17 protein-coding genes are annotated in these 16,241 nt (G+C 73.6%); 7 read left to right on the plus strand and 10 right to left on the minus strand.

The features are described 5' to 3' along the window. Positions 1 to 46: 46 nt before the first annotated feature. The 3 genes from ACZ6EM_RS31375 to ACZ6EM_RS31385 all read right to left on the minus strand — a co-directional run bounded on the left by ACZ6EM_RS31375 (position 47) and on the right by ACZ6EM_RS31385 (position 1,667). Positions 47 to 130, minus strand: a complete 84-nt coding sequence (locus ACZ6EM_RS31375) for a putative leader peptide (RefSeq protein WP_350526312.1) — start codon at positions 128 to 130, stop codon at positions 47 to 49. A gap of 80 nt (positions 131 to 210) precedes the next feature. Then, on the minus strand, positions 211 to 705 hold the full coding sequence (locus ACZ6EM_RS31380; protein WP_030058989.1) for a hypothetical protein: 495 nt from the start codon (positions 703 to 705) through the stop codon (positions 211 to 213). Positions 706 to 1,439: 734 nt separating this feature from the next. Then, positions 1,440 to 1,667, minus strand: coding sequence for a DUF397 domain-containing protein (locus ACZ6EM_RS31385; RefSeq protein ID WP_359914630.1), 228 nt, complete (start codon positions 1,665 to 1,667; stop codon positions 1,440 to 1,442). A 364-nt stretch (positions 1,668 to 2,031) separates the two neighbouring features. On the opposite strand from ACZ6EM_RS31385, the gene ACZ6EM_RS31390 reads away from it, so the two are divergent. Next, positions 2,032 to 2,571 (plus strand): PTS-dependent dihydroxyacetone kinase phosphotransferase subunit DhaM, encoded by a 540-nt coding sequence (locus ACZ6EM_RS31390; protein WP_359914607.1) that lies wholly within the window; start codon positions 2,032 to 2,034, stop codon positions 2,569 to 2,571. A 66-nt stretch (positions 2,572 to 2,637) separates the two neighbouring features. Here ACZ6EM_RS31390 and ACZ6EM_RS31395 read toward each other — a convergent pair whose 3' ends face one another. From ACZ6EM_RS31395 to ACZ6EM_RS31405, 3 genes are all read right to left on the minus strand, one after another. Next, complete coding sequence (locus tag ACZ6EM_RS31395; RefSeq protein ID WP_359914604.1) at positions 2,638 to 3,126, minus strand: NUDIX hydrolase; 489 nt, start codon at positions 3,124 to 3,126, stop codon at positions 2,638 to 2,640. A gap of 10 nt (positions 3,127 to 3,136) precedes the next feature. Next, on the minus strand, positions 3,137 to 3,688 hold the full coding sequence (locus tag ACZ6EM_RS31400) for a sugar transferase (protein WP_465773809.1): 552 nt from the start codon (positions 3,686 to 3,688) through the stop codon (positions 3,137 to 3,139). Between the two features lie 284 nt (positions 3,689 to 3,972). After that, positions 3,973 to 4,197 (minus strand): hypothetical protein, encoded by a 225-nt coding sequence (locus ACZ6EM_RS31405; RefSeq protein ID WP_359914598.1) that lies wholly within the window; start codon positions 4,195 to 4,197, stop codon positions 3,973 to 3,975. 450 nt (positions 4,198 to 4,647) lie between these two features. Here ACZ6EM_RS31405 and ACZ6EM_RS31410 point away from each other — a divergent pair, with 450 nt between their 5' ends. Continuing rightward, positions 4,648 to 5,883, plus strand: a complete 1,236-nt coding sequence (locus tag ACZ6EM_RS31410; protein WP_465773810.1) for a polysaccharide deacetylase family protein — start codon at positions 4,648 to 4,650, stop codon at positions 5,881 to 5,883. Positions 5,884 to 6,692: 809 nt separating this feature from the next. On the opposite strand, the gene ACZ6EM_RS31415 is transcribed toward ACZ6EM_RS31410, so the two are convergent. After that, positions 6,693 to 7,463, minus strand: coding sequence for a glutamate racemase (locus ACZ6EM_RS31415; protein ID WP_465773811.1), 771 nt, complete (start codon positions 7,461 to 7,463; stop codon positions 6,693 to 6,695). Positions 7,464 to 7,481: 18 nt separating this feature from the next. Between ACZ6EM_RS31415 and ACZ6EM_RS31420 the strand changes: the two genes are divergently transcribed. Continuing rightward, positions 7,482 to 8,669 (plus strand): glycosyltransferase, encoded by a 1,188-nt coding sequence (locus ACZ6EM_RS31420; protein WP_465773812.1) that lies wholly within the window; start codon positions 7,482 to 7,484, stop codon positions 8,667 to 8,669. A gap of 57 nt (positions 8,670 to 8,726) precedes the next feature. Next, positions 8,727 to 9,473: an SAM-dependent methyltransferase gene (locus ACZ6EM_RS31425; protein WP_401051827.1), complete on the plus strand. Its 747-nt coding sequence runs from the start codon at positions 8,727 to 8,729 to the stop codon at positions 9,471 to 9,473. Positions 9,474 to 9,584: 111 nt separating this feature from the next. Here ACZ6EM_RS31425 and ACZ6EM_RS31430 read toward each other — a convergent pair whose 3' ends face one another. The 3 genes from ACZ6EM_RS31430 to ACZ6EM_RS31440 form a co-directional block, all read right to left on the minus strand. Then, on the minus strand, positions 9,585 to 10,460 hold the full coding sequence (locus ACZ6EM_RS31430) for an alpha/beta fold hydrolase (RefSeq protein ID WP_401051829.1): 876 nt from the start codon (positions 10,458 to 10,460) through the stop codon (positions 9,585 to 9,587). A 118-nt stretch (positions 10,461 to 10,578) separates the two neighbouring features. After that, positions 10,579 to 11,253, minus strand: a complete 675-nt coding sequence (locus ACZ6EM_RS31435; RefSeq protein WP_465773813.1) for a thiol:disulfide interchange protein DsbA/DsbL — start codon at positions 11,251 to 11,253, stop codon at positions 10,579 to 10,581. A gap of 174 nt (positions 11,254 to 11,427) precedes the next feature. Further along, on the minus strand, positions 11,428 to 12,702 hold the full coding sequence (locus tag ACZ6EM_RS31440; RefSeq protein ID WP_465773814.1) for a glycosyltransferase family 4 protein: 1,275 nt from the start codon (positions 12,700 to 12,702) through the stop codon (positions 11,428 to 11,430). A 446-nt stretch (positions 12,703 to 13,148) separates the two neighbouring features. Here ACZ6EM_RS31440 and mscL point away from each other — a divergent pair, with 446 nt between their 5' ends. The 3 genes from mscL to ACZ6EM_RS31455 all read left to right on the plus strand — a co-directional run bounded on the left by mscL (position 13,149) and on the right by ACZ6EM_RS31455 (position 15,944). Then, positions 13,149 to 13,595 carry a large conductance mechanosensitive channel protein MscL gene (mscL, locus tag ACZ6EM_RS31445; protein WP_380353130.1) on the plus strand — a complete coding sequence of 149 codons (447 nt, stop codon included), beginning with the start codon at positions 13,149 to 13,151 and terminating at the stop codon, positions 13,593 to 13,595. Between the two features lie 500 nt (positions 13,596 to 14,095). Next, positions 14,096 to 14,872: a DUF6643 family protein gene (locus tag ACZ6EM_RS31450; RefSeq protein ID WP_401055109.1), complete on the plus strand. Its 777-nt coding sequence runs from the start codon at positions 14,096 to 14,098 to the stop codon at positions 14,870 to 14,872. 196 nt (positions 14,873 to 15,068) lie between these two features. Further along, entirely contained in the window at positions 15,069 to 15,944 is an 876-nt protein-coding gene (locus tag ACZ6EM_RS31455; RefSeq protein ID WP_465773815.1) for an MOSC domain-containing protein, read from the plus strand. The last annotated feature ends 297 nt before the right edge of the window (positions 15,945 to 16,241 follow it).

Here is a 16,241-nt window from a genome sequence, read left to right on the forward strand (position 1 = left end):
ACCGGACACCCGGTCGACCGCCCGCCGCCGGGGGGCGAATCCCCCCTCAGCGGCCCGGACACGCCGCGCTGGCGGTGCGCCGCAGGTCCAGATGCCTGCGACGGGTCAGCAGCGGGAGACGGCACGGCATGTTCGCGACTGTACGAACCGTTGATCGATACCGTCAAGCAGCGTCCGCCCCCCGGGCGGGACCGGCCGGCCCCGCCGGGATCAGCCCTGCTGGAACATGTCCGCGGGGAGCGGCTTCAGCAGCTGATACAGGTCGTCCGAAATCGGTCGGTCCCAGGACGCGATGGTGACCAGGACGCCGTCGCTGCGGCCGAACTGGGCGCAGAACACGCGTTCCTCGCTGACCTTGACCTTCTTCACGATCAGCAGGTCGTCCCCGAGCATCACCGGGAAGTCCTCGGCCGAGACGAACTCGACCGGCTCGTCGTTCTCCAGCGCCGCGAGCAGCTGCCGCACCTCGAAGGGCACGTCGTCGCCGGTCTCCCGGGCGGGCGAACCCTCGGGGAGGTTGCCGATGAACATCGCCGGGCCTCTGCCGCCGAACAGGTCGTAGCGCAGGAAAATCCCCTGGCAGGAGCCGTCCGGGCCGGTCATCATGGCCGCACCGAAGTCACCGGGCCAGTCACCCGGGTCCATCGCGAGCACGTCGAAGTCCGGGCCGGCGGGCTGTCCGGAGCGACGGCGGAGAAAAGACATGGGAACATCGTACGTGTCCGGCAGACCACGCTCGCGAGGTGGGTGGGGCGCCGCCGGGGGACGAGCGGGAGATCGACGCTCAGAGACCAATGTTGACTCTGAGCAACCGTCCGGGCTACGTTCGGTTCAGCACGACAGCCGTTCTGGGTTTCACCCTTCGGGGGGACGGCATGTCGCAACGCGGCCCTACACGCGTTTCCCTCACTGTGCACTTGTCGTGCCGAACCGCCGAGCACCCAGCTTCGTCGTCGCACACAGCACGAACACACAAGCCAACAGTTCCATGCATCACAAGCCAGATCCGCGGGGCCCCGGCCCGTCGCTCCCGTGGATCTGCTCGGGACGCCGCCGCGTGGGGGCGTGCGGGTCCCGAGCATCGGTGCCGTCATCCGAGTCGCTCTCGGCGTCGGCGCCAACCTCCCGGCGACTGCCGGCCCCTCATGGGGCCGGGACCGGCCGACGCACCCCGGTGCGCAGGGGATGACTGGGAGGATGGCCTGGCAGTAGTGCCGGGCCGCACAGCAGGCGCCGTGTCTGGCCGCGTGGGGGCGGTGGGCACGGCGTCTGCCCGTGCTCATACTCTGAGCTGCGTTTGTCTAACAGTCAACAGAAATTCTGACGGGGCACGCTCAATGGATCATCACTTGTGATGTTCGGACCCGAAAGATCGTCTGCGGAGCGGACCCCCGTCGATCGGGGGTCCGCTCCCGCTGTGAACCGCCCGGCGCGCCGCCTCAGGTGAGGTCGAACTCGCCGTCCCGGGCGCCGAGCACGAAGGCCCGCCACTCGCCCGGCGTGAAGACCAGGACCGGCCCGTCCTCCTGACGGCCGTCCCGCATCCCGATGTAGCCGTCCACGAAGGCGATCTGCACGTCCCCGACGCCCTGACTGCTGCACAGCCACTCCGCCCCGGTGAAGTCCACCCTGGGCTTCCCGTTCGGCGCCAACTCCGGCCGCGCCACGCCGGCCTCCGTATTCGTCCCGCTGCTGGATCCCACTGACCGATCTCCTCCCGACGACGTTCCGGAGCCAGCCTAGCCACACCGCCCGGCCCCGGTCAGCGGGTTGACGAGGACTCCTCCGGGCGGGGACGGACACCGCCGGAGGACGGGTCGAGGCGTGTCCCGACCGGCGGGGGCGGCGGGCAGCTGCCAGAGTGCTGCCAGGGCGCCGCCCGACCGCCCTGCCGGCCCGCGCCACTCGAACGATTCAGCCACCGATCCGGACGCCGATCCATTCACCGGCCCCGCCCACCCGGTCCGCCCACTGACCCGCCCAACGATCCATCCACCGGTCCACCCAACGATCCGCTCAAGGGAGCAGCCGATGAGCCGCCGGGACGGCACCCGCGCCGACGTCATCCCCATCTCCGACGCCCCCTCGGCCCACCCCCCGGCACCCCGTACGCCCCCCTCGCCCACGTCGTTGCCCCGGCCGACCCCCGCCCGGCCCGCCGTGCACGGGCGGGTCGGGATCGTCCTGGTCTCGCACAGCCAGGAACTGGCCACCGCCGTACGTTCCCTCGCGCTCGCGTTGACCGGATCCGACTCCCCCGCGCCGGTCGCCGCCACCGGCGGCGACCCGTCGGACGGACCGGGCATCAGCGCCGTCCTGGTCGCCGCCGCGACCCGACGGGTGGACCAGGGCCACGGCGTGGTGGTGCTCGCCGACCTGGGCGGGGCGGTCACCACCGTCCGCGCGCTGCTGTCCGACGCGGACGAGCACGGACTGCCGTTCCCCGTCAGGTTCGCCAACGCCCCGTTCGTCGAGGGCGCGGTGGCCGCCACCGCGACCGCCACGGCGGGCGGGGACCTGGCCGCGGTGCTGGACGCGGCGGAGGAGGCCTACCGGCAGTACAAGGGCTGATCTCGCCCGGGCGGGGCCCGGTGGGTCGGGCGGGCGCGGCAGGCTCGGCGGGTGGGCCGCTCGGGCTCAGGGGCGCTCCTTGCCCTCCCAGGTGAAGACCGCCGGCCCCTCGCACTCCAGCGCGTGGCGCAGCCGTTCGTGCTCGGTCTCGATCATCGGCGGCAGCTCGTCCAGCCCGAACCAGCCGACGTCCAACGACTCGTCGTCGTTCACCCGTGCCTCGCCGCCGACCGCGCGGCAGCGGAAGGTCAGCACCAGGTACTGCGTCACATCGCCGTTCGGGTACGTGACCTGCGGCGAGACCGTGACGGAGGCGAGCAGCTCGGGCACGACCACCACCCCGGTCTCCTCCTCGCACTCGCGCACCACGCCGTCGGCGGGCTGCTCGCCCGGGTCGAGGATGCCGCCGACCGGCGCCCACCGGCCGTCGTCGGCCCGGCGGGCCAGCAGCACCCGGTCGCGGTCGTCCAGCACGACGGCGACGACGGCGCTGAGCCAGAGCGGACGGGTACCCACGATGGCGCGGAGTTCGGCGAGAAAAGGGGGAATGGCCATGAACCGCAGCCTATCGGGGCGGTTCCGGGCCGACCCGGTGCGCCCGGCCGGTGTCGGGCCGCAGCAGGGCGAGCACGGTGAGCCCGAGGATGTGCAGGTCGAGCCCGAGCGAGCGGTGCTCGACGTACCAGAGATCGAGTTCGGCCCACTCGGGACGGCTGAGCGGGCGGGGCGTCCGGCCGCGGTCCAGGGCGTGCAGTTGGGCCCAGCCGGTGAGGCCGGGCCGCACCGCGAGTCGGCCGCGCTCTCGGCGGGAGTAGCCCACGACCTGGACGGGGCTGGCCGGCCGGGGACCGATCACCCCCATCTCGCCGCGCACCACGTTCCACAGCCGGGGCAGCTCGTCCAGGCCGGTGCGGCGCAACAGGGTGGTGAGCCGGCCGTCCCCGCCGGTCCGGAAGCGCAGGATCTGGAACTCGCGGCCGTGCCGTCCGATCCGCGTCTGCCGCTGGAGCACCGGGCCACCGGCGGCGCAGCGGAGCAGGACGGCGATCAGCAGGGCCAGCGGCAGCGCGACGATCGCGGCCAGGGCGGCGACGGCGAGGTCGCCGGCGCGTCTCATGAGGTGGCCACGGCACGATCCGGTCTGCCGCCCATCGCTCCCCCTCCGCGGCGCTTCGAGTCGAGCCGGAAGAACGCATTCACAGTAGAGGCGGGATGAAGCCGTTGTCCGGGAATGGTGAAAGAAGAGGACCCGAGATTGTCAGACTGGACGATATTCAGTCGGTCTGACCAATTTCGCTCGATCTGCCGTTTCGAAATGCCGAGAGCGATCGACATAACGGGTGGGGGCGACACCCGAACGAAACCCGCCTGCCGCACGGCCGGCACCCCGGCCGGGAGCCGTCAGAGCACGGCGCGGCGACGGTCGCGGAACACGCCGAACGCGATCCGGCCCAGCAGCAGGACGCCGGCGGCCAGACAGCCGGCCACCGCCATCGCCCAGGCCGGCCCGTCACTGTCCGGCACGAACACGGCCACGGCGATGCCGAGCACCAGGCAGGCCAAGCCCACCACGGCCAGCGGGAGCTGGTGGGTGACCAGCGCTCCGCCACTGCACGCGCGAGCCATTCGGGAGGCCCCGTGGAGATGGAAGGGGTCACGGTCCGCATCTGCCATGAGCCCAAGGTACCCCGGGACGGGGCGAGTGGCAGCCCGCAGGGAGTGAAGGGTCGAACACCCTCTGCGACCGGAGAATCCGGGCTGGTCAGGGGCCCACCGAGATCGCCGCGAGGTGTGTCCGAGACGTCGGCGCGGGCATTCCGGCTCCACAATCAGTCCACGAAAAATCCTCGTCCCCCCGGTACAACCATCGGTCCGGTACAGCGGTCTCAATGGCATTGAGTGATCCAGGAGCCGTTCGAGGGTGGGCGTGAACCCCCACCGAGAACAGGAATATCCAGGAGCGGAGCCGCCGCCCCTGGAGTCGGAGGCCGGGCTCCGTCCTCCGGCGGTACCGCCACGCCGCTCGGCGAACGAGGGGGAACCGTGCCGCAGTCCCAGTCCAGTACATCGATCTCCATGGCCCGCGCCCGGCCGGCACCCGGCCTGCGCGCGCTGCCCCCGCCCGCCGGACGGCCCGCCGACCGTCTGCACGGCGGGCTGCTCCACGGCGAACTTCTGCACGACGAGCTTCTGCACGACGAACTTCTGCACAGTGAGCTTCTGCGCAGTGAGCTTCTTCAGGGCGACCATCGACACGGCGAGCCTCGGCATCGCGAGCCTCGGCCCGGCGGGCACCGGGACGCCGGACACCGGGATGTCGGGCACCGGGACGGCGGGGGCCGTCACAGCGGGCACCGGGACGGCGGGGGCCGTCACCGGGCGGCCGGCGGCACGGAACAGCAGGACGCTCGGGGCGAATGGCTGCGGTTCGCCCCCGTCCAGCCGCTGTTCCGGGCCCTGGCCGCCCAGCGACTCGCCGTGCTCGCCTACCACGGGGTGACCGACCACCACTCCTTCGGCGCCCAGCTCGACCGGCTCCAGCGGCTCGCGACACCCGTCTCGCTCGGCGCGGTCCTCCAGGCCGTCACCGAGCGGCGGCCGCTGCCGCCCAGGAGCGTCCTGGTCACCTTCGACGACGCCGACCGGAGCGTGCTCACCCACGCCCTGCCGGCCCTCGACGCCCGGGGCATTCCGGCCACCGCGTTCGTCATCTCGGAGCTCATCGGCACCGAGCGGCCGTTCTGGTGGCACGAAGCCGACTTCCTGGCCCGGCACGGGGGCCGGGCCCGCTCGCTCGACTGCGGACACCCGTCCCAACTGCTCCGGCGACTCAAGGCCATGCCGGACCCGGACCGCCGACGCAGCCTGCACGAGCTGCGGGTCAGCGCCGACCGCCGGCCACCCCGCCAGGAGCAGCTGACCCCGGCCGACCTGCTCGCCCTGCGGGACGGGGGCGTCGCCATCGGCAACCACACCCAGGGGCACCCGTGCCTCGGACGCTGCGACGACGACACCGTGCGCACCGAGATCACCGGTGCCCACGAGGCCCTCACCCACTGGCTGGGCGAACCACCGATCGCCTTCGCCTACCCGGACGGCGGCCACGACGTCCGTGCTGAAACCGTTCTGCAGGAGCTCGGCTACCGCCTCGGCTTCCTCTCCGACCACCGCCTGGGCCCCCGGCTCCCGTCCCATCCCCTCCAGATCAGCCGCCTCCAGGTCGACTCCACCACCAGCACCCGCCGCTTCGACACCATCCTGTCCGGCCTGGAACCCGCCTACCGCCGCTGGCGCCGTCAAGCCGTCGCCTAACGGGGGCACCAGGCCCCACCTGCGCGCAGGAAGTCGGCGCGGCCGACTTCCTGCGCGCGCACCACCGCCGACCCGCTCGCCCCACAGGCACCGGAGGTGCCATCCGGGCACGGCCGCCGCACCCCGCCCGGCCTCCCGCACTCCCCGCACCGGAAAATCGGCCGCGCCGACTTTTCGATTCCAAGATCATGTGAGCAACGAGCCAGTCCGGGCCATCGCCCCCGCGCGAGAAGTCGACCAGATCGACTTCTCACGCACCCGCGAGGCCGAAGCCGCGCGCCCCCAGGAATGCCGACCCCGCCGACGTCCCGCACGCCCAAAGTTGGCCCCGCGCCAAATTCCGGCCAGCCCGACTCCCCCACACCCCACGACCCGATTCTATGCGCGTAGAGGCTGCCCGAAGCCGGCCCCGCGCGCAGGAGCTCGGCATGAAAGTCGGCCAGGCCGACTTCCCGCGCACCGGGACGACCTGGGCTGGCGATCAGAAGCCCTCAAGCCGCCGGGCAGCGGAGCCGCAGCCACCGCAGCGCAGCGCAGGAAGTCGGCCCGGTCGACTTCCTGCGCACGGCAGATCCACGCACCAAAATCCTGCGGGCTTGCGGCCGGACGCACCGGGAGAGGTGAAGCCCACCCAAGCGAACGCCGCGTGAGAAGTCGGCCGAGTCGACTTCTCACGCACCAGGCGCGCTCGGGTGGGCGATCAGCAGGCCTCGGGACGGCGGAGCCGTGGCGCCCGAGCGCGGAGCAGGAAGTCGACCGGATCGACTTCCTGCGCGCGCTGCGTCGGTCGGTCGCTCGGCCACCCGGGGTCAGCCGATGAGGGTGGCGAGGGCGTTGCCCTGGGGGTAGAGGGCGGCGACCGGGGGGAGGTGGGCGGGGGCGCCGGCGTGGAGGACGGTGAGGGTGCCGCCGCCCGTCCGGGTGGGGTCGGCGACGCGGCGGAGGGCCTGGGCGGCCACGGCGTCGGCGGAGCCGTGCAGGGTGAGCCCCGGCGAGGCGGTCGGGGCGACGGCTGCGCGGATGCGGTCGTCGACGAGTTCGTAGTGGGTGCAGCCGAGCACGATGACGTCGGTCCCGACCGGCGTCCGGGCGGCGGCGTCGGCGATGGCGGCGGTGATGGCCTCGTCGTCGCCGTGCTCGACCGCGTCCGCGAGGCCCGGGCAGGCGACCTCGGTGACGTCCGCCGAACCGCCGAAGTCGCGGATCAGCCCGCGCTGGTAGTCGCTGCCGGTGGTGGCCGGGGTGGCCCAGATGGCGACCCGGCCGCCCTGCGCGGCGGCGGGCTTGATCGCCGGGACGGTGCCGATCACCGGAAGCCCGGGCTCCAGCTCGGCCCGCAGGGTGGCGAGCGCGTGCACGGAGGCGGTGTTGCAGGCGATCACCAGCGCGTCGGGTTCGAGCACGGCGGCGGCCCGGCAGCAGCCGAGGGCCAGCTCCGTTACCTCTTCCGGCGTACGCGGCCCCCACGGCATCGAGGCCGGGTTGGAAGAGAGCACCAGATCCACGTCCGGGCGCAGCTTCCGAAGGGCGGCGGCGGCGGCCAGCAGGCCGATTCCGGAGTCCATCAGTGCGATCTTCACGGGTCAAGACTTTAGTCGATGCGCCCGTCCGGCCCGGTTCTGCGGCAGACTGCCGGGGTGACCGTCCTGCTGTGGATCGCCGCGTTCTCCCTGCTGGTCTGGCTCTGGCTGGCGTGCTGCCACGGTTCGTTCTGGCGCACCGACGTACGGCTGCCGCCGCGTCGCCCGCCGGTCCGCTGGCCGCAGGTGGCGGTCGTGGTGCCGGCCCGGGACGAGGCCCCGGTGCTCCCGGCGAGCCTGCCGACGCTGCTCGCGCAGAAGTATCCGGGGCGGGCCCGGGTGTTCCTGGTGGACGACCACAGTTCGGACGGCACCGGTGCCCTGGCGGCGGAGCTGCGGACGATCGACGGGCTGGAGCTGACCGTCACCACCCCTCCCCCGCTGCCGCCGGGCTGGACCGGCAAGCTGTGGGCGCTGCGGCACGGCGTGGCGCTGGCCGGGCCGGACGTCGAGTACCTGCTGCTGACGGACGCCGACATCGCGCACGGTCCGGATTCGCTGGCCGAGCTGGTGGCCGCCGCCGAGAGCAACGGGCTGGACCTGGTGTCGCAGATGGCCCGGCTGCGGGTGGAGACCGGCTGGGAGCGGCTGATCGTGCCGGCCTTCGTGTACTTCTTCGCCCAGCTGTACCCGTTCCGCCGGAGCAACCGTCCCGGTGCCCGGACGGCGGCCGCGGCCGGCGGCTGCTCGCTGGTGCGGCGCGAGGCGCTGGAGCGGGCGGGCGGGGTGGCGGCGATCCGGGGCGCGGTGATCGACGACGTGTCGCTGGCCCGGGCGGTGAAGTCCGCCGGCGGCCGGACCTGGCTGGGCCTGGCCGACGACGTGGACAGCGTGCGCCCGTACCCGCGGCTGGAGCAGCTGTGGCGGATGGTCTCGCGCAGCGCCTACGCCCAGCTCAGGCACTCGCCCGTGCTGCTGCTCGGGACGGTGCTGGGGCTGGGGCTGGTCTATCTGGTGCCGCCGGTGGCGACGGTGGCCGGGCTGGTGGGCGGGGTGCCGCCGGTGGCGGCCGCGGGCGGGGCGGCGTGGGCGCTGATGGCGGGCACGTACCTGCCGATGGTCCGGTACTACGGGCAGCCGGCCGCGGCCGTGCTGCTGTTGCCGTTCACCGCGGGGCTGTACCTGCTGATGACGGTGGACTCGGCGGTGCGGCACTGGCGCGGCCGGGGCGCCGCGTGGAAGGGCCGGACGTACTCCCGGGCCTGAGAAGTCCCCCGTGCCGAACCCGCTGCGCGGTGGGCCGTCCCGTTCCATACTGCTCGGATGGACCGTCAGCAGATCTCCCGCCTCGCCCATGCCCGCCACCCGGTCGCGGCCCCGCTGGCGGACGAGTCGGTGGCCCGGTTGCTGGACCGCGCCACGGCCGGGACGGAGCGGGGCCGGGCCCTGGACCTGGGCTGTGGTGAGGGCGCCTGGCTGCTCCGGACGCTGGCCGCCCATCCGGGCTGGCGGGCGGTGGGCGTGGATCTGGACGCGGCCGCGCTGACCCGGGCCCGGGAGACCGCGACCGCACTCGGCGTGGTTCGCCGGATCGGCCTGCACCACTTGGACGTACGGGAGTTCACCGCGCGGGAGCCGTTCGACCTGGTGCTGTGCGTCGGCGCCACCCACGCGTTCGGCGGTCTGCTGCCGACGCTCGCCGCGGCCCGCGAACTCCTGGCCCCGGGCGGCCGGTTGCTGGTCGGCGAAGGGTTCTGGCAGCGCGAGCCGTCGCAGCCGGCGCTGGACGGGCTGGGCGCCGCCCGGGAGGACTTCGCGGATCTGGCGACGACCACCGACCGGGTTCTCGCGGACGGCTGGACGCCGGTGTTCGGTCACGCCAGCTCCGAACAGGAGTGGGACGACTACGAGTTCTCCTGGACGGGCTCGCTGGCCGAGTGGGCGCTGGACCACCCGGACCACCCGGGCGCGGCGGCCGCCCGCGAGGCCGCGGACCGGCACCGCACCGAGTGGCTGCACGGCTACCGGGGGACGCTCGGCTTCGTCACGTACCTGCTGCGCCGCGACTGACGACTGACGCGACTGAAGTGACCGGAGCGACCGCGACGGCCGAAGCCGCGGAAGCCTCCGGCTCCGTTGGAGCGTTCGGAGCGGCCGGGTTCCCGCCGCCCCGGCGATCGGCTACTTCGGGATCCGCGCGAGGAAGTCGTCGATCAGCGGGGCGATTTCGGGCAGCTTCTCCTCCAGGGCGAAGTGCCCGGTGTCGAACAGGTGCAGCTCGGCCCCGGGCAGGTCGCGCAGGTAGGCGCGGGCGCCGGCCTCGGTGAAGAACGGGTCGCCCAGGCCCCAGAGCACCAGAGCGGGCGGCTGGTCGGCGCGCAGCCAGGCCTGCCAGGCGGGGTAGAGCTCGACGTTGGAGAAGTAGTCGAGGGCGAGTTCGACCTGGATGTCCTTGCGGCCGGGCAGGTCGAGGAAGTGCTGGTCGAGCGTCCAGCCGTCGGGGGCGACCAGGCTCGGGTCGCCCGTGCCGCCCTCGTACTGGTCGCGGGTGACGTCCAGGGTGAGGATCGAGCGGGCGGCCTGCTCGGCACCCGGCACGCCGCGCTTGTTGGCGATGAACTCCCGCGCCTGGTCGGAGAGTCCCTCCTCGTAGGCGTTGCCGTTCTGGATCACCAGGCCGGTGATCCACTCCGGGTGCCGGGTGGCCAGGCGCAGGCCGACGGGGGCGCCGAAGTCGAAGACGTACAGCGCGAAGCGGTCCAGGCCGAGGGTGAGGCAGAACCCCTCGATCACCTCGGCGAGGCTGTCGAAGCGGTACGTGAAGGTGCCGGGCGCGGGGCTGTCGCTGCTGCCGAACCCGGGGTAGTCGGGGGCTATCAGGCGGTAGCGGGTACCGAGCGCGTCGAGCAGCCGGGCGTACTGGTGGGAGGACGACGGGAAGCCGTGCAGCAGCAGGAGCACGGGCGCGTCTGCCGGGCCGGCTTCGCGGTAGAAGACACGCAGGCCGTCGACGTCGACGTGGCGGTGGTGGACGTGCGGGATCGTCAGCTCGCTCATGCTAACCATTAAACAGCATCTGAACAGTTAGGCAAGGCCCCTGTCCGGCAAACCGCTTGCCGGACAAGGCACATGTGCGAGCTGATCCGATGTCACCGACGTGGCCGGGAGGGCCGGCTCAGTGGCGGTGCTGCCGCTCCTGCTGCACCAGGTGGTCGAGCACCTCGGGCATCGCCTCGACCCCGCCGGCCTGGGTCGGCGAGGTGCGGTACTCGCCCTGGACGACGACCGTCGGCAGCTCGTTGATGCCGTAGCGGGTGAAGGCGGCGGCGGCCTCGTCGACCGACCGGCCCACCGCGGCCGAGCGGTAGGCCCGTCCGAACGCCTGGGCGTCGACGCCGTTGCGCACGGCCCAGTCGGTGGCGGTGGCCTCGGTGGTGAGGTCGATCCCCTCGTTGTGCACGGCGCGGAACACGCTGCTCTGGAGGCGGCCGACCAGGCCCAGCCGGTCCAGCGCGTAGTACAGCCGGGCGTGGCCGCGTTGCACGGCCTCGTCCTGGCTGCCGGGCCAGACGGCCGGGACGCGGCGCAGCACGACATCGGCGCGGTGCTTCTCCGCCCAGGCCTGCAAAGGCTGTTCGAGCGCCTGGGAGTGGCCGCAGTCGTACCAGAAGAATTCGACCGCCTCGGTCCGGGCGCTCACGCGCACCGGTTGCGGGTGGTCGAGTTCGACGAACTTGGCGCCCTCGACAGGGGGTTGGTGGGACATCGCGCCGGCCTGGACGGGGGACGCGGCAATCCCGACGGCGACGGCGAGCAGGACGGTGGACCGCAGCAACGACTTCGAGTTCACACCGGGCAGTGTGCTGGCGGCGGTTCGCTACCGGCCGGTTGCTGCGGCGCAGGCAGGGCCGGATTCGCTCGATCGGCGCACCCGGGCCCGCACCCGTTGACGGGACGGACCACCCGACAGGGCCAACAGAACCGACGTACTCGGCGGGCCCACGGGACCGGGGTGCGCGGCGGGTCAGCCGGCGGCCTCCGGGCCCGCCGTCCACACCTCGGCGACCAGGTGCTGCCAGGCGTCCACGACGGCACCCAGCTCGAAGTGCTCCAGCGCGTGCGCCCGGGCCGCCGCGCCCAGGCCCGCCCGGTTGACCGCCAGCACCTTGCCCAGCGCCTCGGCGAGGGCGAGCGGGTCCCCGGGGGCGACCAGCGCGCCGGTCGCACCGTCCCGGACCACCTCGCGCACCCAGCCGACGTCAGTGGCCACGGCGGGCACCCCGGCCAGCGCCGCCTCGATCAGCGCGCCGGGCACGCCCTCGCTGTCGCTGGTCAGCAGCAGCGCGTCGGCGGCGCGGTAGAGCGGGGCCGGGTCGGACAACGGGCCGAGGAAGTGGGCGCGGGCGGCGGCCGGGTGGCGGGCCAGCGTCTCGCGCAGCGGCCCGTCCCCGGCGACGGCGAGCCGGACGTCGGGCAGCCGGTCGAGCACGTCCAGGGCGAGGTCGAGCCGCTTCTCGGGAGCTATCGCCCCGATCCAGGCGACCAGCAGCACGTCGGCCGGCAGGCCCAGCGCGTGCCGCGCGGCCCTCCGGTCGTCTCGGCCGTCGGCTGGCGGATAGCTCTCCGCGGCACGGGAGTTGGGGATCACGTGGACCTTGCCCTCGGGCAGCCGGAACTGCTCCTCCAGAACGACGCGCGCTTCGTCGGTGAGGGTGGTGACGGCGGCCGCGCGGTGCATCAGCGCGCCGCCGCGCACCCGGCGCAGCCGGTTGGCGGTCCAGTAGCGCGGGTGGCCGACCGAGACGTAGACGAAGGGCGTCCGGGTCCCGGCCAGGGCGAGGGCGCAGGCGGCCAGGGTGTCCGAGCCGTGGGCGAGCACCACGTCGGCGGCGCGCGAGGCGGCGCGCAGCGCCCGCAGGGTGCTCGGGTGCAGCCGCCCGGGGCCCAGCACGGCGGCGGAGCGCAACCCGGGGGCGGCGGAGCAGTCCACGGAGGCCCCGCCGGCGGAGTCGGGGCCCCGGTCGGTGGAATCGGTGGCCCGGCCCGCGGAATCGGAACCCCCGTCCCCGGAGCCGGAGTCGGGACCCGGATCCGCGCAGTCCCGCCTCGACCCGACGGGGCCGGGGTGGACGGCCGGATGCGGGGCGAGGGCGCACAGTGCGGAGGACTGCCCCCGACGGCCGAGTTCCCGGTGGAGGTCACGGGCGAAGTTCTGTGCGCCGCCACGGCGTGAGTCGCTGATCAGATGCAGGACACGCGGACGGTTTCCGGCCGGATCGGCCGACAAATGGTCGGGCATGGACCGACCTTGGCACAGTGCTCCGTCCGGTACATCCCCTTCGCGCAACCTGATGGTGGCCCATCCGCCCGCACTTGTACACCCGATGTGCGCCACGGGGCCGCCGTCGTGCGCCGGATGCGACCACTGTGCGCCCCGCCTCGCCCCCTGCCGCGCTCCGGTTCACCCCGTCGCGCCGGGTCGGCGCCGTCCCGGGTCGGCGCGTGCCGGTGTCACATGCGCTTTCTCCCAGCGTGGTTGAGCCGGGTGTTCGACCGCCGAAAGGCCGGTACGCGGAGCGCCCCCACCCCGCCCGGCCGGTCGGGGCCGGGCCCCGCGGCGGTTACCCGATTCGGGTGAACGCGGTTGGACCTCGACCCGGGCCGCTCGGCAGGATGTCCGGCCGGGGGCGGCACCCGCCGTGCCGCCCCATCTCCCCCTTCCTCGTACGGATTTGGAGTAACCCGGTGTTCAAGGGATTCCGCAGCTTCCTGCTGCGCGGAAACGTCGTGGACCTCGCGGTCGGCATCGTGATCGGCGCGGCCTTCACCGCGGTCGTCACCGGGTTCGTCAGCGCCTTCCTCACCCCGCTGGTCGGCGTCGCGTCCGGTGCCGTCGGCGACTTCACCCAGAAGACCTTCGACGTGGCCGGCACCCGGTTCCCGTACGGCCTCTTCGTCAACGCGGTCATCGGCTTCGTGCTGACCGCGGCCGTCATCTACTTCGCCGTGGTGCTGCCGGTCGGCAAGCTCCAGGCCCGCTTCGAATCGGCCAAGCCCGCGCCGGCCTCGAAGGTCGACTGCCCGGAGTGCCTGAGCCCGATCCCGGCCGCCGCGACCCGGTGCTCCTTCTGCACCTCCGAGGTCGGCAAGCCGGCCCTGCCCGCGCAGGCCCAGGCGCTGCAGTCGCACTGACCGCCGGGACCGGGCCGGCACCCGTCCGGCACCGGGTCGGAACCCGGGCGGTCCCTGGCCGCCGGCGCAGGTCACGGGCCAACGGCGCAGGTCACGGGCCAACGGCGCAGGTCACGGGCCAACGGCGCAGGTCACGGGCAGGTCGCAGGCCTGAATCGAACGCCCGGAGAACTGACGGGAATTTTATTCCCGAAACATTCACGAGCCTCCGCCGCCCCCACGGCGGGGGCTCGAATGCGCCCGCGCACGCCCGGTCCGGAGAAAGTTTCTCCGCAGGGCCCCCGACCGTCCATCGGCCGGTCACCACAAGGCCTTCCGGCGACTCCGTCCGGCGACCGTTCGACCACTGACGGGGCGCCAAGGTTGTCCGGAACCGGACGCCGGAATGTCCGTCTTTCCTACTTTCGAAACCTTTGTGCGAGCGAAGACTGTGTAAACACTCGAACTGCTCCCCCTCCCGCTCTCCTCAGCAGGCGCGTTGTGGGCTTACCGTATGGCCCATGACCTCGCCCCGCTCCTACGACGGAGTCGGCTACCCCTCTCCGTCCTTCTCCTCCGGCACGCCGATCTACGACAGCCTCGTGGCTGAGCGCGGCGTCCCCCAGATCGCGCCCATCAACGTGCCGGCCGCCCTGCCGCCGGCACTGTCGTCCGGTTACGGATCCGGCCCCGGCCAGTCCTACGAGAACCGCTACGGCAACGGGTACGAGAACGCCGGCAGCAACCTCCCCGCGCTGCCGCCCGCCCGCCTCGCCCTGGGCCCCGGCCCGAGCAGCGGTCCCTCCGCCGGCCCCGCCACGGCGTACATCCCCGCGCAGCCCGCGCCGGCGTACGCCGCTCCCCAGCCGCCGGTCCCCGGCTACGGCGCCCCCCAGCCGTACCAGCGACCGCAGCCCGGCGCCCCCGCCCCCGCCTTCGCCCAGGCCACCGGCGGCGGTTACCAGCCGACCGGCGGCCAGAGCTTCGGCGGCCAGAACACCTTCATCGGCGCCCAGGGCGGCCAGCAGACCTTCGGCGCGCAGCAACCCGGCGGCCAGGGCGGTTTCGGCCAGGGCCAGCCCGCCGGTCCGCAGAGCTTCGGCGGCCAGCAGTCCTTCGGCGGGCCGGGCGCCGGCGGCCCCGGTCTCCAGGGTCAGGGCGGCGACCAGTCCTTCGGCGGCGCCCAGCTGCGCCCGGCCATGGCGCCGGTCCGCCCGATGCAGCCGCAGCGCCCGGGCCCGTACGGCGAGCCCGGCCAGTTCCAGGGCGGCTACCAGCCGCAGGGCCAGGGCTACTGAGCCACTGCCGCCCCGAGGCCGTCCCCCACACGGCCCGAACCCGCACCACCTGAGCACCACCCGGCGCCCCGTGCGCCGGGCGAACGGAGAAACGGGTCATCCACGGACCGCCCGGCACGCCCCCACGGCGTCCGGGCGGTCCGTGCGCATCCGGGGTCCCTCCCTGCGGGCCGGGACCGGCTGGCAGGATGGGGGAATGCAGCTCACCGGACTCCACGTCTACCCCGTCAAGTCGATGTACCGCCTGAGCCCGGACACCGCCGTGGTCCAACCGTGGGGCCTGGCCGGAGACCGTCGCTGGATGCTCGCCGACGCGACCGGACGGTTCGTCAGCCAGCGCGAGAACGCGGCCCTCGGACAGGTCCGCGCCGAACTGCTGCCCGAGGGCGCCCTCGGCCTGACCGCCCCGGACGGCTCCCGGATCGAGGTCGCCGCCCCCGCCGTCGCGGCCGGCGACCCGCTCGCCGACGTCGAGGTCTGGGGCACCCGATTCCACGCCGCCGAGGCCGACAAGGAGACGCACCAGTGGATCGCCGAGCACCTCGGCGACTACCGCCTGGTGCACCTGGACGACCCGCGCGCCCGGCCGGTCGACCCGGAGTACGGCCGGCCCGACGACAACGTCTCGATGGCCGACGGCTTCCCGCTGCTGCTCACCACCACCGCCTCCCTGGACCGGCTCAACGAGCTGATCGCCACCGAGAACCCCGACGGCCACGAGACCCTGCCGATGGAACGTTTCCGCCCGAACGTGGTGGTCGGCGGCGCCGAACCGTGGGCCGAGGACACCTGGAGCAGGATCCGGATCGGCTCGGTCACCTTCAAGGTGGTCAAGCCCTGCGGCCGCTGCGTGATCACCACCACCGACCAGGAGACCGGCGAGCGGCGCGGCAAGGAACCGCTGCGCACCCTGGCCCGCCACCACCGGCTGCTGCGCAAGGCCGCGTTCGGGCAGAACCTGATCCCCGAACGGCCGGCCGGCGTCGAGGGCGACGCGCTCGGCACGCTGCGGCTGGGCGACGAGGTCGAGGTGCTGGAGGACGGGGCGCACTGGCCTGCCGACGGGCGCTGAGCGCGTGGGCGCTTGGACGCGTGGGCGGGTGGGCGGCACCGGGAATCCGCGGGGCGGGCCGTGCCGACCGCCCGCGCCGACCGCCCGCGCCGGCCGCCGTTCCAACCTCCCGTTCCAACCTCCCGTGCGACTTCGCGAGCCGACCCGAGCGGAACCACCTCTGTGCGCGCTCGTTGAAACAAGTGGTCGGAACCTGTGGCGGCGCTGAACGCTACCGGTGTCCGCGCGACCGCGGGCGGCCGGACCACCCACGTGGGCGCGCTACGGTGGGCGGACGGCCCGCGCACCCCCGCGCGT

The sequence above is a fragment of the Kitasatospora sp. NPDC041917 genome (assembly GCF_055589745.1).